The organism is Stenotrophomonas geniculata (assembly GCF_034508895.1).
Lineage (GTDB): Bacteria > Pseudomonadota > Gammaproteobacteria > Xanthomonadales > Xanthomonadaceae > Stenotrophomonas > Stenotrophomonas geniculata.
Map to the genome: position 1 here is coordinate 2,250,004 of NZ_CP140571.1, position 26,280 is coordinate 2,276,283.

Sequence of the window (26,280 nt, forward strand, 5' to 3'; positions counted from 1 at the left end):
TGTGCCAACCAAGGTTGGCACCCACCGATCAGCTGGCCAGCGCCAGGTCGTCCATCATCGCGCGCAGGAAGCGGGCGGCTTCACCACCCGTGGCTGCGCGGTGGTCGAAGGTGACCGACAGCGGGATCACCTTGTGCGCTTCCACACCGCCCATCACCGGGGTCATCTGGTGGCGGGCACGGCCGGCACCGACGATGGCCACGCACGGCGGCACCACGACCGGGGTCGCATAGCGGCCGGCGAACATGCCGAAGTTGGACAGCGAGATGGTGTAGCCGCTCAGTTCCGAGGCGGCGATCGAACGCGATTCCACCTGCTCGCGCAGGCGGTTGACGCCCTCGCGGATGCCACGCGCGTCGAGCATGTCGGCATTGCGCAGGGCCGGCACGAACAGGCCGTCGTCGGTGTCTACGGCAATGCCGATGTCCACCTGCGCGTGCAGGGTACGGGTCAGCGCTTCGCCATCGAACCAGGCGTTCATCGCCGGCACCTTCTGCGCGGCGACCACGATCGAACGCACCAGGCGCGCGGTGACGTCGTTGCCCGGCAGCCAGGCGTGGATGTCGGCGTCATCGTTCAGCGTGGTCGGCACGACCTTGCTGTGCGCGTCGGCCATGACGCGCGCCATGTTGCGGCGCACGCCCTTCAGCGGTTCCGGCTGGCCCTTGGCGACCACGCCCGGCGGCTGGGTGCGCATCGGCTTGCCGGCGGCGGACAGCGGGGTGCGGGCTTCGCTCTGCACCGGGGCAGACACCTGCGCCGGGGCTGGCGCGGCATACGCGGCGGCAGCCACCGGTGCCGGAGCAGCGCCGAGCTTGGCGGTGCCGTTGGCTGCGGCCTGCTTGACGTCGGCCATGGTCACGGCGCCATCGGTGCCGGTAGCGGCCACGCGGCTCAGGTCCACGCCCAGCTTGCGCGCCATCGCACGCACGGCCGGCACGGCCTTGACGCCGCCGACGGCCAGCGCCTGTTCGGCATGCACGGTGTTGGAGCTCTGCATCGCGCCGACCACGGTACCGGCGTCATCACGCTCGGCAGCGGCGGGCTTGGCTTCTTCCGCAACGACCGGTGCAGCCGGCAGCGGCGGCGGGGTCGGCGCGGCAGCCGGCGCGGCCGGTGCAGCGTGGCCATGGCTGTGGCCGGTGTCCTGGCCATCGGCGCGCTGCGGCAGGTTCGGGTCCAGTTCGAAGCTGGCCAGCACCGAGCCGGTCGGGATGATGTCGCCGGCGCCGCCGGACAGTTTCAGCACCTTGCCGGAGAACGGCGAGGGCACTTCCACCACGGCCTTGGCGGTCTCCATCGACACCAGCGGCTCGTCCAGCTTGATCACATCGCCTTCCTTGACGAACCACTCGACGATGGTCGCGTCCGGCAGGCCTTCGCCCAGGTCGGGCAGGTTGAAGTTCTTGGTCTGGCTCATTTGCAGTTCTCTTCCAGCAGTTCCAGTTCGCGGGCCGGCAGCCAGCCCGTCGCGCCATTGGCGCGCTCGGACCACCACCACCCACCGTGTTCGTGATGAAGCTTCACCATCTCGCCGCTTTCCACATCCAGCTCGCGGGCGTCGTAGTCGCACAGGGCTTCGGCGCGACCCTCGTCCAGCAGCTGCAACCAGGCGATGGGCGCCCATCCAGCGCGCCCATCGTTGGTGCGTACCCAGGCAAACGCCGGCCATTCCTCGTCACGGACACCTACTTCGACGATCTGGCCGGTATGGAACCGGAGCGGGTTGGGATACTGGCTGCGGTAAGCCCCCAAAAGGCGGGCCCGCATGTCAGCCGGCCGCCACCGCGCGCTTGGCTGCAGCCACGATCCGCTCAACGCTCGGCAGGTACTTCATTTCGAGGCGGAACAGCGGAATGTGGGTGTCGTAGCCAGTGACGCGTTCGACCGGCGCCAGCAGGTCGTAGATCGATTCCTCGGCCAGGCGCGCGGCGATCTCGGCGCCGAAGCCCGCGGTCTTAGGGGCCTCCTGCACGATCACGCAGCGGCCGGTCTTGGCCACCGATTCGGCGATGGTGGCGAAGTCCAGCGGGCGCAGCGTGGCCACGTCGATGACTTCGGCACTGATGCCTTCGCCGGCCAGCTTGTCAGCCGCTTCCAGTGCTTCCTTCACCTGCGCACCCCAGGTCACCAGGGTCACGTCGGTGCCATCGCGCAGCACGAAGCAGACGTCCAGCGGCAAGGCTTCGCCGTCGTTGACGACCACTTCCTTGTACTGGCGGTAGATGCGTTTGGGCTCCATGTAGATCACCGGATCCGGTTCGCGGATCGCGGCCAGCAGCAGGCCGTACGCACGCTGCGGCGACGACGGCAGCACCACGCGCAGGCCCGGCACGTTGGTGAAGATCGCCTCGTTGGCTTCGCTGTGGTGTTCCGGCGCGCGGATGCCACCGCCCCACGGCACGCGCAGCACCATCGGGCAGTGCAGGCGGCCACGGGTACGGTAGCGCAGGCGTGCGGCGTGGCAGACGATATGGTCGACCATCGGGTACATGAAGCCATCGAACTGGGCTTCTGCCACCGGCTTCATACCCTGCGCGGCCAGGCCAATGGTCAGGCCGGCGATGGTGGTTTCATCCAGCGGGGTGTCGAGGATGCGTTCGGAACCGAAGCGCTGCTGCAGGCCGGCGGTGGCGCGGAACACGCCGCCGTTGACGCCCACGTCCTCGCCCAGCACCAACACCGACGGGTCGTGCTCCAGCTCCCAGGCCAGCGCCTGGGTGATGGCTTCGATGAGGGTGATCGGCGTGGTGGTCATGCTCTCTTCTCCGCGCGCGATAGCAGCGCTGTCGGCGGCGTTGGTGTGCGCGCCGGGCGCGCCGTTCTTGATCTCATCCATGGCGCTTCTCCAGGGCGATCGCCTGGGCACGCTGGGCCAGCAGGTCCGGCGGCGGATCGGCATACAGGAAGTCGAACATCGCCTCGACCGGCTGCACCGGCGTGTTGAGGTACAGGTTCACTTCCTCGTCCACGCGCGTGCCGCACTCGGCAACCCAGGCGGTTTCCTCTTCTTCGCTCCACACACCGGCGTTGATCAGGTACTTGCGCAGGCGCAGCATCGGCTCGCGCTGCCAGGCATCCTTCACCTCGGCGTCGTCGCGGTAGCGGCGCGCGTCATCGGCGGTGGTGTGGTCGGACAGGCGGTAGGTCATCAGTTCCAGCACGGTGCCACCGTCGCCGGCCAGCGCACGCTCGCGTGCCTGCTCCATCGCCGCCAGCACGGCGATCAGGTCGTTGCCGTCCACCTGCAGGCAGTGCAGGCCGCCGGCCAGGCCCTTCTGCGCCAGCGTTTCGGCACCGGTCTGGGCCGAACGCGGGACCGAGATGGCCCAGCCGTTGTTGACGATGCACAGGATCAGCGGCAGCTTGTAGGCGCCGGCCGAATTCAGTGCCGCGTAGAAGTCGGTCTTGGAGCTGCCACCGTCGCCGCACACGGCCACCGCGATCTGCGGTTCCTTGTTGAGCTTGAACTTCAGCGCGGCACCGGCGGCATGCAGGCACTGGGTGGAGATCGGCACGCAGAACGGGAAGTCCTTGGCCGCGTTGCCGCCGTAATCGTTGCCGCGTTCGTCGCCGCCCCAGTACATCAGCACGTCGTGCGGGCGCACGCCACGCATGAACATCGCGCCATACTCGCGGTACGAAGGCGCGAATACGTCGTCCTTCTGCATCGCTGCGCCGATGCCCACGTGCGCCGCTTCGTGGCCCAGGCAGGCGGCATAGGTGCCCAGCTTGCCGGTGCGCTGCAGCGCGATGGATTTGCTGTCGAACGTACGTACGAACAGCATCTGCTTGAACAGCGGTACCAGGACCTTGGGGTCGCGCAGCGACGCGGGCAGGTCATCGCGGACGAGCTTGCCGTCCGCGTCCAGGTACTGCAGGTATTCGATCTTGAATTCAGCGGCAACCGTCATTGCGTACTGCACCTTCGACAGAGAAGTTACAAATGATATGAATCGCCATGTTAAGGAACGCGTACGGAATAGCCTTCCTGCGCCGCAACACGGCAACGCCCTGTTTTACCCCTGCCGGCGGGTGGGGGGCCAATAACAACAACGTATTCAGTCGTTGCTGCAAAGCATCAGAATACGCCTCTGGCTGACTGCTGGCGCAACGACCCGATCGGTTCCACGCGCAGGCCCCGCATTGGCCAATGCTCCACGGGGCACCGCACGCCCCGGTATGGACGGCGCGGCTGCCCGCGCGGCTGGCAACGCGCTACCCTTGCCGCCCCCGATCTGGCCGCACCCATGTCCGTCGACAACAACCAACGCGATCTCGAAGCCGGCATCCACACCGACCTGCAGGGGCGCCTGACCTACGGCGGCTACCTGCGGCTGGACCAGCTGCTCAGCGCGCAGCAGCCGCTGTCCAACCCGCCGCACCATGACGAGATGCTCTTCATCATCCAGCACCAGACCTCGGAGCTGTGGCTGAAGCTGCTGGGCCATGAGCTGCGCGCCGCAATCGGCTTCCTGCAGCGCGATGAAGTCTGGCAGTGCCGCAAGGTACTGGCGCGCAGCAAGCAGGTGCTGCGCCAGCTGACCGAGCAGTGGTCGGTGCTGGAAACGCTGACCCCGTCCGAATACATGGGCTTCCGCGACGTGCTGGGCCCGTCGTCGGGTTTCCAGTCGCTGCAGTACCGCTACATCGAGTTCCTGCTGGGCAACAAGAACGCGCAGATGCTGCAGGTGTTCGAGCACGATGCGGCCGGACAGGCGCAGCTGCGCACCGTGCTGGAGGCGCCCAGCCTGTACGAGGAGTTCCTGAAGTACCTGGCCCGCTTCGGCCACGCCGTACCGGCCGTGTATGAAAACCACGACTGGACCCAGCCGCATGTGGCCGACGACGCACTGCAGCCGGTCTTCGAACGCATCTACCAGGACACCGACCGCTACTGGCGCGAGTACGCGCTGTGCGAGGACCTGGTGGACCTGGAGACCGCCTTCCAGCTATGGCGATTCCGACACATGCGCACCGTGATGCGGGTGATCGGCTTCAAGCGCGGCACCGGCGGCTCGTCCGGGGTGGGCTTCCTGGCCAAGGCGCTGGAACTGACCTTCTTCCCCGAGCTGTTCCAGGTGCGCACCAGCCTGCAGGCCGGGCCCCCGTCAGCGCAGGGCTGATCCGTATTCAGCTTGGATCCCGGCCACTGGCTGGATCGTTTCAGATGCAAGTTCAGCGAGCAGGCTGGCACCTGCCTCAAACGGCGTGTATTTGACGTGAACGCCAGAAGTCGGTGATCCTCGCGCGTTGCTCCAACTGCACAGCGGACGTGCTCGTCATCCACCGAACCAGGAAACCCGCATGAGCGTAAACGCCACTGCGAACACCCCAGAGCCGGCGCTGCCGGACTTCAAGACCACGCTGGGCCACCCGCGCCCGTTGTGGATGCTGTTCATGACCGAGTTCTGGGAACGCTTTGCGTTCTATGGCATCCGCTGGGCCTTGGTGCTGTACATCGTTGCCCAGTTCTACAACGGCAGCGCTGCCGGTGAAGGCGACGCCAGCCGCATCTACGGGGCCTACCTGGCCCTGGTGTATGCCGCAGCCATCTTCGGTGGCTACGTGGCTGACCGGGTACTGGGCTATCAGCGATCGATCCTGACCGGCGCGATCATCATGGCCGCCGGCCTGTTCATGATCTCGCTGCCGCAGGAGCACATCTTCAAGCTCGGCCTGGCCACGATCATCGTCGGCAATGGCCTGTTCAAGCCGAACATCTCGACCATGGTCGGCAAGCTGTACGGCCTGAAGGACGAGCGCCGCGATTCGGGCTTCACCATCTTCTACATGGGCATCAACATTGGCGCGATGATCGCCCCGGTGCTGACCGAGTACCTGGCCCGCAAGGTCTTCGGTACCGATGCCATGCCGTCCTACAAGGTCGTGTTCATCGCTTCAGGCGTGGGCATGCTGATCTCGCTGGTGTGGTTCTACATCGGTCGCGCCGGCCTGAAGGGCATCGGTGCACCGCCGGCCGGCGCTGAAGGCTTCGGCCGCATCATCATGGTGCTGGCCGGTGCCGTGGTCGCCATCCCGGTCGCGTACTTCCTGCTGGCCACCGGCGCCACCGCGCTGGCCTGGATCCTGGGTGCGATGTTCACCGCGCTGGCCATCCTGCTGCTGGTCGAGGGCATCCGCGGGGGCAAGGTGCAGCGCGACCGCGTGATCGCCATGCTGATCATCTTCGCCTTCAACGTGATGTTCTGGATGTTCTTCGAACAGGCCGGCAGCTCGTTTACCTTCCTGGCCGAGAACATCGTCAACCGCCAGTTCGGTGAATGGACGTTCCCGACCGCGTGGTTCCAGTCGGTCAACTCGGTGGCCATCATCACCCTGGCCCCGATCATCGCCTGGATCTGGGTGGCCATGGGCCGCGCCAATCCGTCCATCCCGCGCAAGTTCGGCCTGGGCCTGCTGTTCAATGGCGCCGCCTTCGCCCTGCTGATGTACGCGCTGTCGCAGATGGTCGTGGACGGCAAGATCCCGTTCTGGACCCTGTTCATGGTCTACGTCATCCAGTCCGTGGGTGAGCTGTGCCTGTCGCCGATCGGCCTGTCGATGGTGACCAAGCTGGCCCCGGTGCGCCTGGTCGGCTTCGGCATGGGTGGCTGGTTCCTGTCCACCGGCATCGGCAACAACCTGTCGGGCATCTTCGCCGGCGTGGTCAGTGGTGAAGGCGGCATGACGGTCGAGTCGGCCCTGAAGGGGTATACCTTCGGGTTCTGGGCCCTGATCGGCTCCGGCGTGGTGCTGTTCCTGATCGCCCCGCTGATCAACAAGCTGATGCACGGCGTCAAGTAATGATGAGAGGGTAGAAGGCATGCGTAGCAAGCTCGGTACTGCGGTAGTGGTGGTCTGTGCGGCGCTGATCGGCGCCTGTTCCCAACCGCAACCGCCTGCCGTCGCCGAGCCTACGCAGCCGCTGGATACCCGACCCACCGAGCCACCGGTCGCTGACCCCAGCGAACCGGTGGCCTCGGGCAACACCCCGGTGGCGGCGGATATTGCCGCCATCGCCGGGCTCGGCGCGCAGTTCGACCCGGCCCGCAACCCCGCCGACGATCTGGCCACTGCCAAGGTGGAAGCCCAGCGCGGCAAGAAGCGCATCCTGCTCGAGGTCGGCAATGCCGCCTGCGATCGCTGCCGGGCGCTGGACGAGCTGGTGGAAGGTAACGGTGATCTGCGCCGCTTCCGCGATGCCCACTACGTGTGGGTAAAGGTCAACGCCAGCGACGAACAACCCAATACCGCTTTCTTCGCCCAGTTCCCGATGATGGAGCGCGACTACCCGTACCTGCTGGTGCTCGATGCCGATGGCGGACTGCTGGTGTCGCAGGCCACCGGCGAGCTGCGCAAGGGCGAAGCCTTCCAGCCCGCGCGCGTGACCGCGTTCCTCAAGCAGTGGGCACCTGACAAACCGGAATAGGGTAGTGCCGGTTGCTGGCCGGCATGCTCGGCAGGTGCCGACCGTTGGCCGGCACTGATGTCGGGTCGCATCCACGCATGGCGTGGATCTACTGTGGTTGCGGTCACATTCCCGGAATCGGCATCTCAATATCGCAACGCGCTCGCCGTTACCGGCAAGGACCTCAGTCGACGCCCCGTCGATGCAACCTACCGGAACGCCCATGCACAGCGACCACGCCGAACGACTGCCTGAACCTGCCAGCACTCTGGTCGAAGGCGAAGCAGGCGAGGGCGTGACCCTGCCGCCGCAGGAGGCGCTGCTGGATGACGCTGGTACCGGCGAGGACAGTGTTGAACTGGCGCCGCCACGCCACCGCCTGCCGCAGATCGCGTTGCCCGACAACGTGGTGCTGAAGGGCGCGGTGCAGAAGCTGGTCGAGCAGAAGTCCCGGCTCGATGCATTGGCCGCCGACGGCCAGCTGGCCGGGTTGCTGCCGCCGGAATGGCAGGGCCATGGCGTGCGTGCGATCGAACTGTCCACCTTCATCCAGGGCGTGCTGCCGTTCCTGCAGCCAGGCGAGCGTGGCGAAACCGCGCCCGCGCGCCTGCCAGTGCGCCATGTGCTGGGGGACGACAGCCGTTGGGGCCTGGACGATGTGTCCGAACCGAAATCGCTGGCCTGGTACCTGGCCAGCGACGAACGCGCCTCCGCCGGCAGCAAGGACGTGGCCGAGGCCTATCTGGTGGGTGCACTCGGCTTGGCGTGGATGCAGGAAGGGCGCAGCCGCCCCGGTTTCCTGCGCGCGATGGGCCAGGACAGCCTGGCGGCACGGGTGACCATGCTCGGCTATCCGCCGGCCAACGAACTGGCGCTGTACAGCGTCACCGCGCACGGCCAGCCGCAGATCTGGTGCGTGCAGGGCCGCCGCCGCATGCGTCCGCTGGTGGCGCCGTGGTTGAGCGTGCCGCTGCTGACCGCCTATGGCGTGCCGGCGCCGGTGGCGTGGCCGTCCAGCTTCCCGCCGGTGGAGGCCGTGGCCGAACTGCTGGCGACCGCTCGCCTGGGGCGCGCGCTGCCGGAAGTGGACCTGGCCAAGGCGGTGGCGAAGATCGCCGAAGATGCCGCATCCGACGCCTGGCAGCCGGTCAGCCTGCTGCAGCTCAACACCTGGTCGCCGCGCTGGCATTTCTTCCTGGGCACCTTCGTCGGCCTGCCGTCGCTGCTGCTTGTAGCTGCCGCGCTGGCGCTGCCGGGGGCGGTCGAAGCGGCTACGGTTGCCGCCTCGCTCGGCTTCGCCGGCGGTGCCATTGCCGCACTGGCGGTGCCGTGGATCCATGCGCGCCGCAAGCATCTGAGCTGAAATAAGGGGACGGAGGGGATTAAGCCGTAATCAGCACTCGTGTGCCTGAAACGACTTAATCCCCTCCGTCCCCTTTTTCTTTCAGACCCCTTCGCCCATCCGCTCCAGGCCGTCACCGGCCAGGCGCAGGATCAGCTTTTCCAGCAGCTGCTCCTCCTCCTCGCTCAGCACCGACATCAGCTTGCGGGTGATCTCGATCACCATCGGCGCGATGGTCTCGTAGACCTCGAAGCCGGCTGCGGACAGCGCCAGCACCGAGCGGCGGCGGTCGTCGCCGTGGGTCTCGCGCTTGATGAAGCCGCGCTCCAGCAGGCGGGCCACGGCGCGGCTGACCGCCACCTTGTCCATCGCCGTGCGGTCGGAGACCTCGCTGGCCGAGGAGCCCGGGTACAGCGCCAGGATGGTGATGACCCGCCATTCGGGAATCGCCAGACCGTAACGATCACCGTATAGCTTGGCGATGTTGCCGCTGACCCGGTTGGACAGCACGCTCAGCCGGTACGGCAGGAACTGTTCCAGGTCGAGCAGGACGTGCGAGGCACGCAGGCGGGTCGAGGCGGGATCGGCGGGGCTCATGTTGCGGTGCACCTTGCTGGTGGTTTCAAGTGTAACTATAAGGGGTAGGTCCAGACCCTGCATTCTCGCCGGGTCCCTACCTGCCCGCACCTGGTTTGTACCGATGCGGTACCGATTCGGAGCCACGCCATGAATACCGCAGTCCCGACCGCCTCGCACCCCAACCCCGGCATGCAGGTCACCACCTTCGAGAACCCGATGGGCATCGACGGCTTCGAGTTCGTCGAATTCGCCGCCCCGGCCGGCCGTGGCCAGGAGCTGCACGAGTACTTCCGGAAGATGGGCTTCAGCGCGGTGCTCAAGCACAAGCAGCGTTCGATTACCGTCTATCGTCAGGGCGACGTCAACTTCCTGGTCAATGAAGACCCCGATTCGTTCGCCGCCGACTTCGCCGAGAAGCACGGTCCGTGCGCCTGCGGCTTCGCCATCCGCTTCAAGAAGCCGGGCCAGGAGGTCTACCAGACCGCGCTGGGCAACGGTGCCGAAGCCATCGCCTTCAAGCCGGACAGCAAGGCGGTCAGCGCCCCGGTCATCAAGGGCATCGGCGATTGCATGCTGTATCTGGTCGACCGCTACGGCGCGGCCGGCAGCATCTACGACGGCGACTACGAGCCGATCGCCGGTGCCGACCTGCACCCGGTGGGCTTCGGCCTGACCTTCATCGACCACCTGACCCACAACCTGTACTTCGGCAACATGCAGCAGTGGTCGGACTACTACGAGCGCCTGTTCAACTTCCGCGAGATCCGCTACTTCGACATCAAGGGCCTGAAGACCGGCCTGGTGTCCAAGGCGATGACCGCGCCGGACGGCATCGTGCGCATTCCGCTGAACGAATCGTCCGACCCGAAGAGCCAGATCAACGAGTACCTGGACGCGTACAAGGGCGAAGGCATCCAGCACATCGCCTGCTTCACCGAGAACATCTACGAGACCGTCGAAGCGATGCGCGCGCAGGGCGTGGATTTCCTCGACACGCCGGAGACCTACTTCGATGTGATCGACCAGCGCGTGCCGAACCACGGTGAAGACGTGCCGCGCCTGGCGAAGAACAAGATCCTCATCGATGCCGATCCGGAAACCCACCAGCGCAAGCTGCTGCAGATCTTCACCCAGAACTGCATCGGCCCGATCTTCTTCGAGATCATCCAGCGCAAGGGCAACGAAGGCTTCGGCGAAGGCAACTTCACCGCGCTGTTCGAGAGCATCGAACGCGACCAGATCCGCCGCGGCGTGCTGTAAGGTCATCGGTAGCGCCGGGCCAGTCCCGGCGCCTGCCCATCTGTAGAGCCGGGCCATGCTCGGCTGCTTTCCGTTCCGGTCTCGCCGTACCCAGGAGCCCCCATGTCCCCCGCCATCACCGCCCGCGGCTACCAGTCCGGCTTCGGCAACGAATTCGCCACCGAGGCCGTCGCCGGCGCGCTGCCGGTCGGGCAGAACTCGCCCCAGAAGGTGGCCCACGGCCTGTACGCCGAACAGTTGACCGGCACCGCCTTCACCGCGCCGCGTGGCAGCAATCGCCGCAGCTGGCTGTACCGGATCCGCCCGGCGGTGACCCATGGCGAGTTCACTCCGTTCGCGCAGTCGCAGTTGCAGTGTGATTTCGGCGCACAGCCGGCCTCGCCGAACCAGCTGCGCTGGAGCCCGCTGCCGCTGCCGGAACTGCCGACCGACTTCGTCGAGGGCCTGTACACGATGGGCGGCAACGGCTCGCCCGATGCACACGCGGGTGTTGGCATCCACCTCTACGCCGCGAACCGCGACATGGTCGGCCGCTACTTCTACAACGCCGACGGCGAGCTGCTGATCGTGCCGCAGCTGGGCGCGTTGCGCCTGCTGACCGAGCTGGGCGTGATCGAGATCGAGCCGCAGCAGATCGCGGTGATCCCGCGCGGCGTGCGCTTCCGCGTCGAACTGCCCGATGGCCCGAGCCGCGGCTACATCTGCGAGAACTACGGTGCGCTGCTGAAGCTGCCCGACCTGGGACCGATCGGTTCCAACGGCCTGGCCAATCCGCGCGACTTCGAGACCCCGCATGCGGCGTTCGAGGATGTGGATGGCGACTTCGAACTGATCGCCAAGTTCGAAGGCCGCCTGTGGCGTGCGCCGATCGACCATTCGCCGCTGGACGTGGTGGCCTGGCACGGCAATTACGCGCCGTACCGCTATGACCTGCGTCGCTTCAACACCATCGGATCGATCAGCTACGACCACCCGGACCCGTCGATCTTCCTGGTGCTGCATTCGCCCAGCGACACGCCGGGAACCAGCAACATGGACTTCGCGATCTTCCCGCCGCGTTGGCTGGTGGCGCAGAACACGTTCCGCCCGCCGTGGTTCCACCGCAACATCGCCAGCGAATTCATGGGCCTGGTGCATGGCGCCTACGATGCCAAGGCCGAAGGCTTCGTGCCGGGTGGCGCGTCGCTGCACAACTGCATGAGCGGTCACGGCCCGGACGCGCCGACCTTTGACAAGGCGTCCAATGCCGATCTGTCCAAGGCCGATGTGATCAAGGACACGATGGCCTTCATGTTCGAGACCCGTGCGGTGATCCGCCCGACCGCACAGGCGCTGGCCGCCGGCCACCGCCAGGGCGATTACCAGCAGTGCTGGAACGGCCTGCGTAACAACTTCCGGTCGTCCCGCTAGCGTGGTGGGTGCCGACCTTGGTCGGCACGGATCCTGATCGCATCCACGCATGGCGTGGATCTAGCGAAAGGCGGTCGTGATGCAGTAGGTCCACGCCATGCGTGGATGCTCTCCGCCGGAACTTGCGCTTACGCCACTTCGGCGAACGCCTCGCAATGCTCCAGCGGCAACGCCTCCAGCAGGCGCTGTCGCACGCGTTGGCAATAGCCCTCCGAGGTCAGCCCGGGCAGCATCTGCATCGCTGACTGCAGCCGCTGCAGCACCTCTTCTTCCGCACGCGCCTGCTGCAGGTCACGGAACAGTGCTGCCGCCTGCGGGTGGCGCTGCATCTCCAATATGCCCAGCACGTAGATGCGCGCGGCCACCAGCGAGCGGCGACGTTCGATCGCGGGGGCAGCAGGTGTGGCTGCCGGCGGCGTGGGCACCGGCGTTGCTGCGGCTGCGGTCGACGGTGCCGGGGTCGTGGCGCCCGTGCCGGTGCTCAGGTACCCCGCCTGTACCAGCTGGATGACCATCGCCGGTGCTTCCTGGCCGAGCAGACCGGTCAGGTCAGCAACGGTGCGCTGGCCGTCGCACAGGATCAGCAGCCGGCGCTGGCGCATGTCCAGCGGCGCGCGGTGGGCCTGCAGCGCGGTTCGGGCGAGATCGGTCTTGCGCGGTTGCATGGAAGGGACGGCATGTCGGTGCTCGCCGAGCCTGAACGAAGGCGATGAAACCGCGATGACAATGCAGCGCCTGCACACCGGATGGGCTAGCGTGCAGCCATCTTCGTGCCAGGGAACCGCACCGATGAAGCACCTCCCGATTGCTGGTCTGTTGCTCCTTTCGCTCGCCGCCTGCAGTGGCGGCCCCGACAAGCAGGGGGCGGCCGGCAGCGGCAGCGACACTCCGGCGGAAACCGCCTCGGCGACCGGCCCCGCCCAGTCGACGGATCCTGATCTGGCGGCCCGCCCGGCGAACGACCTTCGCAAGGACAGTCCAGCCCGCCTGGACGGCTTCGCTGGTGCGAAGCTGGGGGCCGGCATCGCCGACGTGCGCGCCGGCTTCGGCACGCCGCTGCAGGGGCTGGGCACCGATGCCGCCGGCAAGCCGCTGCCGGCTGACGATGGCAACGATGGCTGTTACTTCCTGCGCCCGCAGGATGCCGAGGGCCCGCGCCTGATGATCGAAGGCCGCAAGCTGGTGCGCTACGACGTGCGCAGCGCCGCCATCACCGCACCAGGCGGCGGCAAGGTCGGCATGACCCTCGGTGAGCTGCAGGTGCTGTACCCGGAGCGGGCCGATGTCGGCCCTGACAAGTACGACGAGAAGGCCCAGCACCTGCGCGTTCGCCCGGCGCAGGAGGGCGGGGCGGTGATCGACTTCGCGCTCGGTGCCGATGGCCGGGTGGGTGCCTGGCGCGTCGGGCAGACCCCGCAGGTCGATTATGCGGAAGGGTGTGGCTGATCCTTGATCCACGGCCCAGCCGCACGTGCGGGCCAAGCGTAGAATCGCGCCACCACTGCTGGGGGGAGTGCTCGATGATCGCCATTGCCATTGCCTGGTTCCTGCTCGGCCTGCTGCTGCTGGCGCTGGGCGGGGACTCCATCGTCAAGGCCGTGTCCGGCCTGGCCCAACGTTTCGGGGCCAGCCCGTTCACTGCCGGGCTGCTGCTGCTCGGGGTAACCACCTCGTTGCCGGAACTGGCGGTCAATGCGCGCGCGCTGGCGGTGGGCCAACCGGAGCTGGCCCTGGGCAACGCGGTGGGCAGCAGCATCGTCAACCTGGGCCTGACCCTCGCCGTGGCGGCCATGGCTGCGCCCCTGCTGCTGCGCGCCCGCCTGCAGACGGTGCTGTGGTGGTCGCTGCTGGCGGCGGGTGTGCTGCTGATCCTGTTCGGGCTTGATGGCGGCCTCGCACGTTGGGAGGGCGGCATACTGCTGGCCGGCTTCATCGTGGTGCAGGTGCTGCTGCTGCGCCGTGGCCGTAGCGAGAGCGCCGAGGTGCAGGCGGCCATCGCCGAATCCGCACTGAGCCGCACCAGCCTGCCGTTGAACGTGCTGCGGGTGCTGATCGCCGTGCTGGCCCTGTACTGGGGCGCGCGCCTGGTGGTGGGCGCCGCCGCGGACTTCGGCGTAGCCCTGGGCTGGACGCCCCTGCTGGTCGGCCTGCTGCCGGTGGCAATCGGCACCGCACTGCCGGAGGTGGCCACCGCCATCGCCGCCGCGCGTCGCGGGCATGGCGACATGGTGCTGGGCCACGTGCTGGGTTCCAGCGTGGTCAACCTGCTGCTGGTGATTGGTGCGATGGCAGTGCTGCAGCCGCTGGCGTTGCCGGCCTCGTTCGTGCGCCTGGAGCTGCCGGCGCTGCTGGCGTTCGCGCTGGTGCTGTACCCGATGCTGCGTGGCGATCTGAAGATCAGCCGTGGCGAAGGCGTGATCCTGCTGGTCGCGTTCGTCGGCTGGCTCGTGCTGGAGCTGCTGCTGGTGGGCGCACCAGCGTTGTAGATCCACGCCATGCGTGGATGCGGTTGATTTCGTGCCGACCAACGGTCGGCACCCACCACCGATCACCCGGTGGGTGCCAACCTTGGTTGGCACTCGCGCAAACAATGCGCCGACCAAGGTCGGCCGCTACCGGATTTACCGGCCCTGCGTGGTCTCTTCTTCCCGCACCGGTTCCGGCGGCGGCAGCTGCTCTTCGGCGGCCGGCTCGTTGCCCGGCAGGCTGGGGCGGGTTTCCATCAGCAGCGACAGCGCGGCCTTGGCCATCATGTGTGCGCTGATCGGCGCGGTGATGAACAGGAACACGGTGATCAGCAGCTCGCGCGGCTGCGGGTCCTGGCCCAGGAAGATGTGGTAGCAGACCGAGCACACCAGCACGCAGCCCACGCCCAGCGTGCTGGCCTTGGTCGGTGCGTGCAGGCGCTTGAAGAAGGTGGACAGCTTCACCAGGCCCAGTGCGCCGACCAGGATGAAGAAGCAGCCGAACAGCAGCAGGATCGACAGGCCGATCTGGATCGCGGTGATCATTCGACGATGTCCCGGCGCAGCACGAACTTGCTCAGCACCACGGTGCTGCCGAAGCCGAGCATGGCGATGATCAGCGCGGCCTCGAAATAGATCGGCGAGTTGAGGTACATGCCGAACAGCATCAGCTCGGCGATCGCGGTCACCGACAGGGTGTCCAGCGCGAGGATGCGGTCGGGCACGGTCGGCCCGCGCAGCAGGCGCCAGGTGGCCAGCAGCATCGCCAGGCCGACCACGTGCATGCACACCACCAGGGTGGTCTGGATGACTTCAAAACCGGTCATGGGAAGATCTCCATCAACGGCGCCTCGTAACGGCGCTTGATCGTATCGATCAGGTCCTGTGGGTCCTCCAGGTGCAGCACATGCACCAGCAGGAACTTGCGGTCGTCGCTGAGCGCGGCCGAGACCGTGCCCGGGGTCAGAGTGATCATGCTGGTCAGCGCGGCGATGCCGTGGATGTTGGCGATGTCCAGCGGCAACCAGATGAAACCCGGGTGGATGTTCTTCTCCGGGCCCAGCACCTGCAGGGCAACGCGGATGTTGGACATCAGGATGTCCCACAGGGTCACGCACAGCAGTTTCGGCAACGGGCGCAGAGTGCCGATGCGAGCGAACTCGCGATCCAGGCGCGCGGCGAACAGCGGCACCACCACGCCCAGCACCAGCCCCAGCACGATCTGGCCGAGGGTGAAGCTGTCGGACATCAGCAGCCAGAATGCCACCACCATGATGCTGAGCATCGGCGAGGGAATGACGCGGCGGAACAGGGAGCGCTGGGCGGTCATGGCTGGCGGATCTCCGGCGTGGTCGCGCGCAGCTGCTGCACGTACTCGCTGGGGTGCAGCAGCTGTGCGGCGGTGGCGTCGGTGTAGCGCATCAGTGGGGCGGCGGCCAGGGTCATGCCGATGCCGTAACCCAGCAGCAGGCAGGCGGCGTAGAGCTCGACCCGGCGCAGGCGTGCCTTGCGCGGCTTCGGTGCCTCGGGATCGACCGGTGGCACGCGCCAGAACAGGCGGATGCCGCCGCGGGTCAGGCCCATGATCACCAGCAGGCTGCTGACCAGCACCGCGGTCCAGACGGGGGCGGTGTACTGTGCCGGCATGCCAGCCAGCAGCGCGGCCTTGGCCAGGAAGCCGGACAGCGGCGGCAGGCCGGCCACCGATACCGCGCCGATCAGGAACAGCACCGCTGGGGTTTCCTTGCCCGGCATCGGTGCCACCACTTCCTTGCGGTCGCTGGCGCCACCACGTCGGCGGCGGATCAGGTCGGCAATCAGGAACAGCGCGGCGGCGACGAAGCTGCTGTGTGGCAAGTAGTACAGGCCGGCTGACAGCACCTGCGGCGTGCCTACCGAGAAGGCGATGAACAGCGTGGCTGCCGACACGATCACCAGGTAGGAGATCAGCACGCGCAGGCGGGTTGCGGCCAGCGCACCCAGGCCACCGAGCACCAGCGTTGCCACGCCGGCCCACAGCAGCCAGTCGCGGCCATAGCCGGTCATCGCGCCGGCATCGTCGCCGAACCACAGCATCTGGATGCGCAGCACCGAGTACAGGCCGACCTTGGTCATGATCGCGAACAGCGCAGCCACAGCGGCCGGCGCGCGCGAATAGGCTTCCGGCAGCCACAGGTACAGCGGCATCAGTGCGGCCTTGGCGCAGAACACCAGCAGCAACAGGCCCATCGTCGCCTTCACCAGGGTCAGCTGCGCCGCTGGCACCTCGGCGATGCGCTGCGACAGCTCGGCCATGTTCAGCGAGCCCAGCGAGGCGTACAGCAGGCCCAGCGCGATAAGGAACAGGGTCGAGGCGGTGACGTTGAACACCACGTAGTGCAGGCCGATGCGCATGCGCAGGCCGCGGCCACCGCTGAGCAGCAGGCCGTAGGAGGCGATCAGCATCACCTCGAAGAACACGAACAGGTTGAAGATGTCGCCGGTCAGGAACGCACCGTTGAGGCCCACCAGCTGGAACTGGAACAGTGCATGGAAGTGCGGTGCGCGGCGGTCCCAGCCCGAGCAGGCATGCAGCAGGCAGGGAATGGCCAGCAGCAGGGTGGTCAGCAGCATCCACGCCGACAGCCGGTCGGCCACCAGCGCGATGCCCAGCCGCGACGGCCAGTCTCCCAGCAGGTAGACGTTGATGTCACCGCTGGCCGTGCTGGCAAACAGCAGGCCCACCGCCAGGGCCAGCGCCGACAGCGCGGTCCAGGCCACCGCGCGCTGCACTCTGGGGCCATAGCGGCGGTGTTCGACGAACAGCGACAGTGCAGCACCCAGCAGCGGAATCAGGATAGGCAGGATCACCAGATGATTCATGCGCGGTCCTCGTCCTGGCGCGGCGGCACGCGCTCATCCTGCAGGTCGTCATCCGGTTCGTGGGCGTCCACGTGGTCGCTGTGGTTGTCGCTGCGGCTGCGCATGGCCAGCACGATGCTCACGGCAGTCATCGCGAAGGCGATCACGATCGCGGTCAGCACCAGTGCCTGCGGCAACGGGTCGGTGTAGTTGCCGAGATGGCTGTCCACACCCTCCTGCAGCACCGGCGCCTTGCCCAGCACCACGCGGCCACCGGCAAAGATCAGCAGGTTGGTGGCGTAGGACAGGAAGGTCATGCCGAGGATCACATCGAAGCTGCGCGCACGCAGCAGCAGGTAGATGCCGATGGCGGTCAGCACGCCGATCGCGGTAGCCAGGGCCAGTTCCATCAGTGCATCTCCCCGGTGCGGGCCGAACGGCGTTGCAGGTCGATCTCACCCTTGCGGGCAGTGCGGGTACGCGACGGCTTGATCGTGCCCATCATCGACAGCATCAGCATGGCGCCGCCGAACACCACCAGGTAGACGCCGATGTCGAAGCCGATGGCACTGGCCAGTGGCACGTCGCCGATCAGCGGCAGGTGCAGGTCCAGGTGCCCGCTGGTCAGGAACGGTACGCCGAACAGCATCGAGGCACTGCCGCTGAGCAGGGCGATCAGCAGGCCCATGCCGATACAGCGGATGTAGTCGAAGCCGAAGCGCGATTCCACCGACGCGGTGCCCTGGATCACGTACTGGATCAGCAGCGGTACCGCCAGCACCAGGCCGGCGATGAAGCCACCGCCCGGCGCGTTGTGGCCCCGCAGGAACAGGAAGATCGATACGGTCAGGGTCAGCGGGAACATGATCTGCGCCAGGTCAGCCGGCACCGGCAGCTTGATCGGCGGGCCAGGCATGATCTGTTCCGGCGCCATCCGTGTGCGCCGCAGCAGGGCATGTACCACCAGTGCGGCGATGCCGAACACGGTGATCTCGCCGAAGGTATCGAAGCCGCGGAAGTCGACCAGGATCACGTTGACCACGTTCTGGCCGTACGCCTCGGGCAGGGCGCGGGCGAGCAGCTCGCCGGCCATGGTGTTGGGCGGCAGGGTCATCGCCGAATAGGCCAGCGCGCCAAGCCCGGCACCGGCGATGATGGCGATCACCGCATCGCGCCGCTTGCGCCAGCGCGGCCGCTCCGGTCCGGACTGCGCGGGCAGGTAGTTCATGCCCAGCAGCATCAGCACCAGGGTCACCATCTCCACCAGCAGCTGGGTGAGGGCCAGGTCGGGCGCGGACAGGAACACGAAGGTCAGCGCCACCATCAGGCCGACACCGCCCACCAGCAGCACCGCCAGCAGGCGCTGCTTGTAGACACGCAGGGTGGCCACCGCACAGGCCATCATCACCAGCCACAGCGCCCAGCCCAGCAGCGGGATCGGCTGCGGTTTGGTCCAGTTCGGCGAGGCCGGGTTGGCGATGTAGGGCGCGGCGGCCACGGTGATGGCCACCAGCACCAGGCCCAGCAGCATGCGCTGCAGGCTGCCATTGGCGATGCCGTTGGTCAGGCGCATGGCCAGCGCGGAGATCGCATCCAGCTGTGCATGGAACACGTTGCGCCCGGTGGTGCGGGTTTCCACGCCGTGCAGGTTGATCAGCCTGCGCAGGCCGAAGTACAGCGCCACGCCACCGACTACGCCGATCGCGCTCATCGCCAGCGGCAGGTTGAAACCGTGCCACACCGCCAGGCTGTACTCGGGCATGGCGTTGCCGAGGATCGAGGCCGCAGCAGCATGCAGCACCGGCGCCACGGTCAGTGCCGGGGCGATGCCTACCGCCACGCAGATCACCACCAGCAGTTCCACCGGCACCTTCATCCAGCGCGGCGGTTCATGCGGCACGCGGTCCAGGTCGTGCGGGCCGGGGCCGAAGAAAGTGTCGTGCACGAAGCGCAGGCTGTAGGCCACGCCCAGCACGCCGGCCAGCAGCGCGGCGATCGACACCGCCGTGCGCATCGCGCCCGGGCCGCCACCGGCGGTCAGTGCCTCGGCGAACAGCATTTCCTTGGACAGGAAGCCGTTGAGCAGCGGGATGCCGGCCATCGCCAGCGAGGCGATGATCGCCAGCGCGCTGGTGAACGGCATCAGCTTACGCAGGCCTCCGAGCTTGCGCATGTCACGGGTGCCGGTTTCGTGGTCGATGATGCCGGCGGCCATGAACAGCGAGGCCTTGAAGGTGGCGTGGTTGAGGATGTGGAACACGCCGGCCACCACCGCCATTGGCGTGGACAGGCCGAACAGCAGGGTGATCAGGCCCAGATGCGAGATCGTGGAGTACGCAAGCAGGCCCTTCAGGTCGTGCTGGAAGATCGCGTTCCAGGCCCCGATCAACAGGGTGATCGCGCCGATGCCGCTGACCGTGTAGAAGAACAGGTCGCTGCCGGCCAGCGCCGGATGCAGCCGCGCCAGCAGGAACACGCCGGCCTTCACCATGGTGGCCGAGTGCAGGTAGGCCGAGACCGGGGTCGGCGCCGCCATCGCGTGCGGCAGCCAGAAGTGGAACGGGAACTGCGCGCTCTTGGTGAAGATGCCGGCCAGCATCAGGAACAGGGCATACGGATACAGCGCGCTGGCGCGGATCTGCTCGCCGGCGGCCAGTACCACGTCCAGGTCGAAGCTGCCGACGATGCGGCCGATCAGCAGCACGCCGCCGAGCAGGGCCAGGCCGCCGCCGCCGGTGATCACCAGCGCCATGCGCGCGCCTTCGCGGGCGTCCTGGCGGTGCGACCAGAAGCCGATCAGCAGGAACGAGCTGATGCTGGTCATTTCCCAGAAGATCATCAGCAACAGCAGGTTGCCCGACAGCACCATGCCCAGCATGGCGCCCATGAACAGCAGCAGGTAGGAGTAGAAGCGGTGCGCGTTGTCCTGCTGGCTCAGGTAGTAGCGCGCATACAGCACCACCAGCGCGCCGATGCCCAGCACCAGCCCGGCGAACATCCAGGCCAGCCCGTCCAGGCGCAGGGTGAAGTCCAGGCCGATCTGAGGCAGCCAAGGGACCATCGTCCGCATCACCTGGCCGCCGAGTACGGACGGGGTCAGCCAGCCGAGGATGGCCAGCCCGCCCAACGGCGCCAGCGCCGCCAGCCAGGCAGCAGTCGAGCGCGAACTACGGGGGAAGGCCGCAACAGCCGCTGCCATCAGGAACGGCAGGGCCAGCAGCAGGGGCAGGCTGGGGAGCATGCAGGGAATCCATGATTCACGAGCAGGTCAGGGAGGATAACAGGCCGCGAAATGTCGCCGAAACCCATCGAACAGCGATCAATTGCATGTAACGTTCGCTGATTCATTTTTTCTGCGGTGCAGCATCACGTTCCTGCAGTCCTTCCCCGGTTGCCCTCGGGGACACCCTACGCCCACGCAGGGAGACCGCAGGCCCTGTCGCACAGGGGCTGCCGTCGACGGGCGGGAAGTGGGGAGCGAGTCACCGGGGCAGGCTGGCAGGGCTGTCGTGGAGTGTGGGTGACGGAATCTGCCCGTTCAGGAAACGACGGCCGCCGTCGGCCGCCCGCAGTTCAATAGCGCCAGTCGAGCTTGCGGTAGAACTTGGCCATCACCCAGGCCGGGCCGATCAGCAGGTAGGTCAGGTCAGTCAGGAAGCTGGGCTTGCGGCCCTCGAACGTGTGGCCGATGAACTGCGCAATCCAGGCCACCACGAACACCCCCACCGCCAGCCAGCGCAGGGCCTGCAGGCCGATTTCGGCTTCCAGCAGGCGGCACAGGCAGCCGAACACGAAGAACTGGATGAGCATGCCGATGCCCAGCGGGCGCGACAGCTTGTTGTAGAAGCACCAGGCGCTGAACATCGCGAACGCCGACCAGATGCCGTACTGGAACCAGGTGATCAGCGGCGGCAGGCACCACAGCAGGGCCACCACCGACCACAGGATCGCCGGTACCGCCACCACGTGGATGCGCTGGTTGATCACATTGCGGTGGTCGTCGGAGTAGCTGGCGAAATAGCGGTCGATCGGCCGCGCAAGCTCGGTGGATGTCTGCATGCGGCCAGCATACTCCCGCCAGAGCCGACAGTAGAGCCAGGCCATGCCTGGCTGCGGATTCGCCGAGGTTGCCGGCCAGCGGCCGGCACTACCCCTTCAGAGTGCCCCCGCCTTTCCGGCCGGGGGCGCAGGCGGATCAGTCGACGCTGATCCCGGCCAGGCGCTGCAGCGCCTCGGCGTACTTGGCGCGGGTGCGCTCGATGATCTCGGCCGGGATGGTCGGTCCCGGGGCGGTCTTGCCCCAGTCCAGCGTCTCCAGGTAATCGCGCACGAATTGCTTGTCGTAGCTCGGCGGGCTGGTACCCACTTCGTACTCGTCGGCCGGCCAGTAACGCGAGGAATCCGGCGTCAGCATCTCGTCCATGATGTACAGGCGGCCATCGGCGTCGGTACCGAACTCGAATTTGGTATCGGCCAGGATGATGCCGCGCTCGCGGGCGTAGTCGGCGGCGAACTTGTAGATGCGCAGGGTGGCGTCGCGCACGCGCTCGGCCAGGTCCGCACCGACCTGCTTCACCATCGCATCGAAATCGATGTTCTCGTCATGGTCGCCGACGGCGGCCTTGGTGGACGGGGTGAAGATCGGCTCCGGCAGCTGCTCGGCCTGGCGCAGGCCATCGGGCAGGTCGATGCCGCTGACCTTCCCGGTGCGCTGGTAGTCCTTCCAGCCGCTGCCGATCAGGTAGCCGCGGGCGATCGCTTCCACCGGCACCGGCTTCAGCTTGCGGGTGACCACCGCACGCTTGGCGTACAGGGCCGGATCCACGCCCTCGGGCAGCACGCTGGCCACGTCGATGCCGGTCAGGTGGTTGGGCATCAGGTGCGCGGTCTTGGCGAACCAGAAGTTGGACACCTGGCAGAGCATCTCGCCCTTGCCCGGGATCGGGTCGGGCAGGACCACGTCGAACGCCGACAGGCGATCGGTGGCCACCATCAGCAGGTAGTCGCCCGGCGGGGTCCCTGCAGGCAGCCGCTCGCGCGGGATATCGAACACATCACGCACCTTGCCGCGATGGCGCAAGGGCAGGCCGGGGAGATCGGATTGCAACAGCGTGGTTGGCACGGGCACTCCTGGGGCGTTGTCGATACGGCTGCCCAACGGACCCGGCGGGCCCGCTGACCAGCGGGCGGCCTAGTGTAAAGCCGTCCGGGCCCGCTGTGACGTAAAATGAGCGTCCATTTCGTCGGTCGACCCCGGAGCGCCATGCGCTGGTACGGAAAACTGCTCGGATTCATCGCCGGCGCCCTGCTGTTCCGGCCCAATCCGCTGTTTGGCGCGGTGGTCGGCCTGTTGATCGGCCATGCCTTCGACTCGGACTGGTTCCGCCTGAACAAGGAGAACCCGTACCGGGAGCTGGGGCTGACCTCCGAGGCCACCGATGCCGAGGTAGAGCGCGCCTATCGCAAGCTGATCTCGCAGTACCACCCCGACAAGCTGGGCGGTGCCGCCCCCGAGCTGCAGCAGCAGGCCGAGCAGAAGTCGCGGCGGATCAACGCCGCCTACGACCGCATCAAGACCCTGCGCAAGCGCTGACCCGACAGTCCCGCCTGCGGGCGGGAGAATCCTTTCCCCGTTCCGAAGGCCCCGGCCATGTCCAACTGCCTCATCGCCCCGTCCATTCTCTCCGCCAACTTCGCCCGCCTCGGCGAGGAAGTCGACAACGTCCTCGCCGCCGGTGCGGACTGGGTTCACTTCGACGTGATGGACAACCACTACGTGCCGAACCTGACCATCGGCCCGATGGTCTGCCAGGCCTTGCGCAAGCACGGCGTCACCGCGCCGATCGACGTGCACCTGATGGTTGAGCCGGTGGACCGCATCATCCCGGACTTCGCCGAAGCCGGTGCCACCTACATCAGCTTCCACCCGGAGGCCAGTCGCCACGTGCACCGCACCATCCAGCTGATCCGCTCGCTGGGCTGCAAGCCGGGCATTGTGCTCAATCCGGCCACCCCGGTGGACATCCTCGACTGGGTGCTGGATGACCTGGACCTGGTGCTGCTGATGTCGGTCAACCCGGGTTTCGGTGGCCAGGCCTTCATCCCCTCGGCGCTGGACAAGCTGCGCGTGGTGCGCAAGATGATCGACGCCAGCGGCAAGGACATCCGCCTGGAGATCGACGGTGGCGTGAAGGCCGACAACATCGGTGAGATCGCCGCCGCTGGCGCTGACACCTTCGTCGCCGGCTCGGCCATCTTCAACGCCAAGACCAGCTACCAGGACGTGATCGCGCAGATGCGCGCGAACGTTGCTGCGGCAAGGGGCTGAGCCATGGGTACAGTGGCCGTGTTGAACATCCGTCCGGCCACCGTGGCCGATGCCGGCCTGATCCTGCACTTCATCCGTGAGCTGGCCATCTACGAGAAGGCCGAGCATTCGGTGCAGACCGATGAGATCGGCATCGCCGAGAGCCTGTTCGGTGCCGACGCCACGGCGCGTGCGCTGATCTGCGAAGCCGACGGCGAAGCGATCGGCTATGCGGTGTACTTCTACAACTACTCCACCTGGCTGGGCCGCAAGGGCATCTACCTGGAAGACCTGTACGTCAGCCAGGAAAAGCGCGGGGCAGGCGCCGGCAAAGCGCTGCTGAAGTACATCGCACGCCAGGCCGTGGCCGAGGGCTGCGGACGTTTCGAATGGTCGGTGCTGGACTGGAACACCCCGGCCATCGAGTTCTACACCGCCGCTGGTGCCAAGCCCCAGGACGAGTGGACCGTGTATCGGCTGCAGGGCCAGGCGCTGCACGATTTCGCCAACGGTTGAAATGAAATGCATCCACGCATGGCGTGGATCTACCAACCCGATGGGGCGAACCGCAACCAGGTAGGTGCGAACCTTGGTTCGCACTCCCTGCGAACGCCGAAAAAAAAGCCACGCCAATCACTGGCGTGGCCTCGCTGCATGCGTGGGAGGCTGATCCTGCCTCCATCCGTCGTCCCTGCTATGGCCTTCCATTCTCCGGTTGCTGAATGACATCTGCGTGACATTCACCGCGGACAAACAGCGCATTGCTAGCCTGTGCGCCCCCGTCCTGGAAGCACCACATGGCCGCACCGCGCTGGCGCCTGATCCTCAATGGCAAATCCGCTGGCAACGATGAGTTGCGCGACGCCGTCGGCCATTGGCGCGGGCAGGGCGTGCAGCTGGAAGTGCGGGTGACCTGGGAGGACGGTGACGCCGAACGCTACGTGGCCGAGGCGATCGATCATGGTGTGGACGTGATCGTGGCCGCCGGTGGCGATGGCACGCTCAGCGCGGTGGCCGAGACCCTGGCCCACCGTGAGGAACCGGCGGATGCGCTGCCATCACTGGCGCTGATTCCGATGGGGACCGCCAACGACTTCGCGACTGCTGCCGGCATTCCCACCGAGCCGAAGGAGGCCTTCGGCTTGATCGGGCAGGCGACGCCGCATGCGATCGATCTCCTGCGCGTGGACGCCGATGGCACCCACTGGTGGTGCGCCAACCTTGCCAGCGGTGGTTTTGGCACGCAGGTAACGGTGGAGACCGATGCCGGCTTGAAGAAGATGCTGGGCGGGCTGGCCTACGTGATCACCGGCATCGCCAAGCTGGGTCGCATCGAGCCGATCACCGCGCGGCTGTCCGGCCCGGACTTCGCGTGGGAAGGCGACTTCATCGCGCTCGGCATCGGCAATGGCCGCCAGGCAGGCGGTGGCCAGCAATTGTGCCCGCAGGCACTGATCGATGATGGGCAGCTGGACGTGACGGTGCTTCCGGAGCTGGAGGGGGAAGTCACCGCCACGCTCGGCCAGATGCTGAAGTCCGGCACCCAGGCCGCGCTGGAACAGCTGGCAACGCGCGCGCGGCTGCCATGGTTGCAGGTGGAGTCCGAGCGCCCGCTGACGCTCAACCTGGACGGTGAACCGGTACAGGCGCGCCAGTTCCGCATCGCGTGCGTGCCGGGCAGGGTGCGGATGCACCTGCCCGTGGGCTGTGCACTGTTGTCCGAGCCGCGCTGAGCCGGACCGGAAGTCCTACAACGGCGGTATGTCCTGCTCCTTCGCCGGGAACCCGAATGCTTCACGCTTCTCGCGGATGTACTGCGGCAGCGGCGGCCGGGCAATGCCGTGATCGATCAGCCACTGCTGGCACTTCTTCTGCCACGGCAGCAGGTCCGGTGTGGTGATTTCCCAGTAGATCGCTTCGACCATGGCCATCCGATCGGGCGCGCCCGATTGCGCCGATGACGGCGATGCAATCGTGGGGTCCGCACCATGTTCAAGCAGCCAGTAGGCCTGCTCGAAGCCGCCACGGCCGGTGTACCAGCTCAGGACCGTATCGGCCTGGCCGATGTTGGATTCGTTGACGTGTGCGCCGCGCTCCACCAGCAGCTGGATGTTCTTCCACAGGTTGCCGGAAATGAAGGCCTGGAACAGCAGCGTTTCGGTATTGGAGGTGCGCGTGTCCGGGTCGCCGCCATGATCCAGCAGGAGGGCCAGGTAGCGCGGATCGTCCATCTTCGCGGCATAGACCATGGCGTTGTTGTGGCGGAACGTCTCGCCGTCCAGCGTTTCAATACGCCGTGCATTCGGATTGGCGCCGTTGTCGAGCATCGCGCGCAGGCCTTCCAGGTTCCGCGCGCGCAACGGCCACGCGATGAGCGGAATGCCATCCTGCTTCGAGAACTCCTTGTCGGGGTTCACGCCTTCGGTCTTGATCAGGCGCGTGATCGTCGCCGCATCTCCCTGTTCGGCGGCAATGGCCAGCTCCAGGGCTTTGCCTTCGAAATAGCGCTCCGCGTCATGTGAAGACGTGCGCGCGCAGGCGCTCAGCAGTATCAGCAGCATCAGCGCCAGCCAGGAGAATGGCGTAAAGGAACTGTGAGGGTGACGGTGCATGTGATTCCTTGACATGGACGCGTTCGGGGGATGATAGCGTTGGCCGTGGTCAT

27 protein-coding genes are annotated in these 26,280 nt (G+C 66.9%); 12 read left to right on the top strand and 15 right to left on the bottom strand.

The genetic code is table 11. The annotated features are described in order from the left end of the window. Positions 1-28 precede the first annotated feature (28 nt). Genes RI032_RS10405 through pdhA form a run of 4 tightly spaced genes read right to left on the bottom strand, consistent with a single transcriptional unit; the run spans position 29 to position 3,914 of the window. Positions 29-1,420, bottom strand: a complete 1,392-nt coding sequence (locus RI032_RS10405; protein ID WP_322546977.1) for a dihydrolipoamide acetyltransferase family protein — start codon at positions 1,418-1,420, stop codon at positions 29-31. Then, on the bottom strand, positions 1,417-1,770 hold the full coding sequence (locus tag RI032_RS10410) for an SH3 domain-containing protein (protein WP_005411349.1): 354 nt from the start codon (positions 1,768-1,770) through the stop codon (positions 1,417-1,419). Before RI032_RS10410 ends, RI032_RS10405 begins: the two co-directional genes overlap by 4 nt. Before the next feature lies 1 nt (position 1,771). Then, positions 1,772-2,839, bottom strand: a complete 1,068-nt coding sequence (locus tag RI032_RS10415) for an alpha-ketoacid dehydrogenase subunit beta (protein ID WP_010482686.1) — start codon at positions 2,837-2,839, stop codon at positions 1,772-1,774. Beyond that, a complete protein-coding gene (pdhA, locus tag RI032_RS10420; protein WP_019338597.1) occupies positions 2,832-3,914 on the bottom strand; it encodes a pyruvate dehydrogenase (acetyl-transferring) E1 component subunit alpha in 1,083 nt (360 codons plus the stop codon). The genes RI032_RS10415 and pdhA overlap by 8 nt, the downstream gene beginning before the upstream one ends. A 336-nt stretch (positions 3,915-4,250) precedes the next feature. On the opposite strand from pdhA, the gene RI032_RS10425 reads away from it, so the two are divergent. The 4 genes from RI032_RS10425 (at position 4,251) to RI032_RS10440 (ending at position 8,774) form a co-directional block, all read left to right on the top strand. Continuing rightward, entirely contained in the window at positions 4,251-5,126 is an 876-nt protein-coding gene (locus RI032_RS10425) for a tryptophan 2,3-dioxygenase (protein ID WP_019338596.1), read from the top strand. Positions 5,127-5,307: 181 nt separating this feature from the next. After that, a complete protein-coding gene (locus RI032_RS10430; protein WP_322546978.1) occupies positions 5,308-6,807 on the top strand; it encodes a peptide MFS transporter in 1,500 nt (499 codons plus the stop codon). Positions 6,808-6,826: 19 nt separating this feature from the next. Further along, on the top strand, positions 6,827-7,432 hold the full coding sequence (locus tag RI032_RS10435; protein WP_057503643.1) for a thioredoxin family protein: 606 nt from the start codon (positions 6,827-6,829) through the stop codon (positions 7,430-7,432). 202 nt (positions 7,433-7,634) lie between these two features. Then, entirely contained in the window at positions 7,635-8,774 is a 1,140-nt protein-coding gene (locus RI032_RS10440) for a hypothetical protein (RefSeq protein WP_057503644.1), read from the top strand. Positions 8,775-8,855: 81 nt separating this feature from the next. Here the strand turns inward: RI032_RS10440 and RI032_RS10445 are convergent, their stop codons facing one another. Beyond that, entirely contained in the window at positions 8,856-9,350 is a 495-nt protein-coding gene (locus RI032_RS10445) for a MarR family winged helix-turn-helix transcriptional regulator (RefSeq protein ID WP_010482680.1), read from the bottom strand. A 129-nt stretch (positions 9,351-9,479) separates the two neighbouring features. Here RI032_RS10445 and hppD point away from each other — a divergent pair, with 129 nt between their 5' ends. Both hppD and hmgA read left to right on the top strand, forming a co-directional pair. Then, the gene (gene hppD, locus RI032_RS10450; protein WP_181390027.1) at positions 9,480-10,592 is read left to right on the top strand and encodes a 4-hydroxyphenylpyruvate dioxygenase; all 1,113 of its coding nucleotides are present in this window, start codon (positions 9,480-9,482) and stop codon (positions 10,590-10,592) included. 102 nt (positions 10,593-10,694) lie between these two features. Continuing rightward, on the top strand, positions 10,695-12,002 hold the full coding sequence (gene hmgA, locus RI032_RS10455) for a homogentisate 1,2-dioxygenase (RefSeq protein WP_125437413.1): 1,308 nt from the start codon (positions 10,695-10,697) through the stop codon (positions 12,000-12,002). 128 nt (positions 12,003-12,130) lie between these two features. Here the strand turns inward: hmgA and RI032_RS10460 are convergent, their stop codons facing one another. After that, positions 12,131-12,667: a hypothetical protein gene (locus tag RI032_RS10460; protein WP_049411771.1), complete on the bottom strand. Its 537-nt coding sequence runs from the start codon at positions 12,665-12,667 to the stop codon at positions 12,131-12,133. A 124-nt stretch (positions 12,668-12,791) separates the two neighbouring features. On the opposite strand from RI032_RS10460, the gene RI032_RS10465 reads away from it, so the two are divergent. Beyond that, complete coding sequence (locus RI032_RS10465; RefSeq protein WP_228354871.1) at positions 12,792-13,448, top strand: hypothetical protein; 657 nt, start codon at positions 12,792-12,794, stop codon at positions 13,446-13,448. 74 nt (positions 13,449-13,522) lie between these two features. Next, the gene (locus tag RI032_RS10470; RefSeq protein ID WP_049480629.1) at positions 13,523-14,488 is read left to right on the top strand and encodes a sodium:calcium antiporter; all 966 of its coding nucleotides are present in this window, start codon (positions 13,523-13,525) and stop codon (positions 14,486-14,488) included. 135 nt (positions 14,489-14,623) lie between these two features. Here RI032_RS10470 and RI032_RS10475 read toward each other — a convergent pair whose 3' ends face one another. The 8 genes from RI032_RS10475 to RI032_RS10510 form a co-directional block, all read right to left on the bottom strand. Further along, the gene (locus tag RI032_RS10475) at positions 14,624-15,013 is read right to left on the bottom strand and encodes a Na+/H+ antiporter subunit G (protein WP_010482673.1); all 390 of its coding nucleotides are present in this window, start codon (positions 15,011-15,013) and stop codon (positions 14,624-14,626) included. Further along, positions 15,010-15,294 (bottom strand): K+/H+ antiporter subunit F, encoded by a 285-nt coding sequence (locus tag RI032_RS10480; protein ID WP_005411334.1) that lies wholly within the window; start codon positions 15,292-15,294, stop codon positions 15,010-15,012. The genes RI032_RS10475 and RI032_RS10480 overlap by 4 nt, the downstream gene beginning before the upstream one ends. After that, positions 15,291-15,797 (bottom strand): Na+/H+ antiporter subunit E, encoded by a 507-nt coding sequence (locus RI032_RS10485; protein WP_010482671.1) that lies wholly within the window; start codon positions 15,795-15,797, stop codon positions 15,291-15,293. Before RI032_RS10485 ends, RI032_RS10480 begins: the two co-directional genes overlap by 4 nt. Next, positions 15,794-17,329: a monovalent cation/H+ antiporter subunit D gene (locus tag RI032_RS10490; RefSeq protein ID WP_010482670.1), complete on the bottom strand. Its 1,536-nt coding sequence runs from the start codon at positions 17,327-17,329 to the stop codon at positions 15,794-15,796. The genes RI032_RS10485 and RI032_RS10490 overlap by 4 nt, the downstream gene beginning before the upstream one ends. Next, positions 17,326-17,718 (bottom strand): Na+/H+ antiporter subunit C, encoded by a 393-nt coding sequence (locus RI032_RS10495; RefSeq protein ID WP_010482669.1) that lies wholly within the window; start codon positions 17,716-17,718, stop codon positions 17,326-17,328. Before RI032_RS10495 ends, RI032_RS10490 begins: the two co-directional genes overlap by 4 nt. Next, positions 17,718-20,549, bottom strand: coding sequence for a monovalent cation/H+ antiporter subunit A (locus RI032_RS10500; RefSeq protein ID WP_228354869.1), 2,832 nt, complete (start codon positions 20,547-20,549; stop codon positions 17,718-17,720). Before RI032_RS10500 ends, RI032_RS10495 begins: the two co-directional genes overlap by 1 nt. Positions 20,550-20,881: 332 nt before the next feature. Beyond that, on the bottom strand, positions 20,882-21,367 hold the full coding sequence (locus tag RI032_RS10505) for an Mpo1 family 2-hydroxy fatty acid dioxygenase (RefSeq protein WP_010482667.1): 486 nt from the start codon (positions 21,365-21,367) through the stop codon (positions 20,882-20,884). 136 nt (positions 21,368-21,503) lie between these two features. Then, on the bottom strand, positions 21,504-22,430 hold the full coding sequence (locus RI032_RS10510; RefSeq protein WP_029379835.1) for a phosphoribosylaminoimidazolesuccinocarboxamide synthase: 927 nt from the start codon (positions 22,428-22,430) through the stop codon (positions 21,504-21,506). 141 nt (positions 22,431-22,571) lie between these two features. On the opposite strand from RI032_RS10510, the gene RI032_RS10515 reads away from it, so the two are divergent. The 4 genes from RI032_RS10515 to yegS all read left to right on the top strand — a co-directional run bounded on the left by RI032_RS10515 (position 22,572) and on the right by yegS (position 25,348). Further along, positions 22,572-22,901: a J domain-containing protein gene (locus tag RI032_RS10515; RefSeq protein ID WP_005411327.1), complete on the top strand. Its 330-nt coding sequence runs from the start codon at positions 22,572-22,574 to the stop codon at positions 22,899-22,901. A 57-nt stretch (positions 22,902-22,958) separates the two neighbouring features. Further along, positions 22,959-23,636 (top strand): ribulose-phosphate 3-epimerase, encoded by a 678-nt coding sequence (gene rpe / locus RI032_RS10520; RefSeq protein ID WP_010482664.1) that lies wholly within the window; start codon positions 22,959-22,961, stop codon positions 23,634-23,636. A 12-nt stretch (positions 23,637-23,648) separates the two neighbouring features. Next, positions 23,649-24,131, top strand: a complete 483-nt coding sequence (locus RI032_RS10525) for a GNAT family N-acetyltransferase (RefSeq protein ID WP_065178874.1) — start codon at positions 23,649-23,651, stop codon at positions 24,129-24,131. 281 nt (positions 24,132-24,412) lie between these two features. Beyond that, entirely contained in the window at positions 24,413-25,348 is a 936-nt protein-coding gene (yegS, locus tag RI032_RS10530; protein ID WP_010482660.1) for a lipid kinase YegS, read from the top strand. Between the two features lie 15 nt (positions 25,349-25,363). Here the strand turns inward: yegS and RI032_RS10535 are convergent, their stop codons facing one another. Continuing rightward, complete coding sequence (locus RI032_RS10535) at positions 25,364-26,227, bottom strand: ankyrin repeat domain-containing protein (protein ID WP_322546979.1); 864 nt, start codon at positions 26,225-26,227, stop codon at positions 25,364-25,366. Positions 26,228-26,280 lie beyond the last annotated feature (53 nt).

Coding starts and splice junctions, on each gene's coding strand:
- RI032_RS10405 (WP_322546977.1), bottom strand. CDS start 1,420: ATGAGCCAGACCAAGAACTTCAACCTGCCCGACCTGGGCGAAGGCCTG.
- RI032_RS10410 (WP_005411349.1), bottom strand. CDS start 1,770: ATGCGGGCCCGCCTTTTGGGGGCTTACCGCAGCCAGTATCCCAACCCG.
- RI032_RS10415 (WP_010482686.1), bottom strand. CDS start 2,839: ATGGATGAGATCAAGAACGGCGCGCCCGGCGCGCACACCAACGCCGCC.
- pdhA (WP_019338597.1), bottom strand. CDS start 3,914: ATGACGGTTGCCGCTGAATTCAAGATCGAATACCTGCAGTACCTGGAC.
- RI032_RS10425 (WP_019338596.1), top strand. CDS start 4,251: ATGTCCGTCGACAACAACCAACGCGATCTCGAAGCCGGCATCCACACC.
- RI032_RS10430 (WP_322546978.1), top strand. CDS start 5,308: ATGAGCGTAAACGCCACTGCGAACACCCCAGAGCCGGCGCTGCCGGAC.
- RI032_RS10435 (WP_057503643.1), top strand. CDS start 6,827: ATGCGTAGCAAGCTCGGTACTGCGGTAGTGGTGGTCTGTGCGGCGCTG.
- RI032_RS10440 (WP_057503644.1), top strand. CDS start 7,635: ATGCACAGCGACCACGCCGAACGACTGCCTGAACCTGCCAGCACTCTG.
- RI032_RS10445 (WP_010482680.1), bottom strand. CDS start 9,350: ATGAGCCCCGCCGATCCCGCCTCGACCCGCCTGCGTGCCTCGCACGTC.
- hppD (WP_181390027.1), top strand. CDS start 9,480: ATGAATACCGCAGTCCCGACCGCCTCGCACCCCAACCCCGGCATGCAG.
- hmgA (WP_125437413.1), top strand. CDS start 10,695: ATGTCCCCCGCCATCACCGCCCGCGGCTACCAGTCCGGCTTCGGCAAC.
- RI032_RS10460 (WP_049411771.1), bottom strand. CDS start 12,667: ATGCAACCGCGCAAGACCGATCTCGCCCGAACCGCGCTGCAGGCCCAC.
- RI032_RS10465 (WP_228354871.1), top strand. CDS start 12,792: ATGAAGCACCTCCCGATTGCTGGTCTGTTGCTCCTTTCGCTCGCCGCC.
- RI032_RS10470 (WP_049480629.1), top strand. CDS start 13,523: ATGATCGCCATTGCCATTGCCTGGTTCCTGCTCGGCCTGCTGCTGCTG.
- RI032_RS10475 (WP_010482673.1), bottom strand. CDS start 15,013: ATGATCACCGCGATCCAGATCGGCCTGTCGATCCTGCTGCTGTTCGGC.
- RI032_RS10480 (WP_005411334.1), bottom strand. CDS start 15,294: ATGACCGGTTTTGAAGTCATCCAGACCACCCTGGTGGTGTGCATGCAC.
- RI032_RS10485 (WP_010482671.1), bottom strand. CDS start 15,797: ATGACCGCCCAGCGCTCCCTGTTCCGCCGCGTCATTCCCTCGCCGATG.
- RI032_RS10490 (WP_010482670.1), bottom strand. CDS start 17,329: ATGAATCATCTGGTGATCCTGCCTATCCTGATTCCGCTGCTGGGTGCT.
- RI032_RS10495 (WP_010482669.1), bottom strand. CDS start 17,718: ATGGAACTGGCCCTGGCTACCGCGATCGGCGTGCTGACCGCCATCGGC.
- RI032_RS10500 (WP_228354869.1), bottom strand. CDS start 20,549: ATGCTCCCCAGCCTGCCCCTGCTGCTGGCCCTGCCGTTCCTGATGGCA.
- RI032_RS10505 (WP_010482667.1), bottom strand. CDS start 21,367: ATGCAGACATCCACCGAGCTTGCGCGGCCGATCGACCGCTATTTCGCC.
- RI032_RS10515 (WP_005411327.1), top strand. CDS start 22,572: ATGCGCTGGTACGGAAAACTGCTCGGATTCATCGCCGGCGCCCTGCTG.
- rpe (WP_010482664.1), top strand. CDS start 22,959: ATGTCCAACTGCCTCATCGCCCCGTCCATTCTCTCCGCCAACTTCGCC.
- yegS (WP_010482660.1), top strand. CDS start 24,413: ATGGCCGCACCGCGCTGGCGCCTGATCCTCAATGGCAAATCCGCTGGC.
- RI032_RS10535 (WP_322546979.1), bottom strand. CDS start 26,227: ATGCACCGTCACCCTCACAGTTCCTTTACGCCATTCTCCTGGCTGGCG.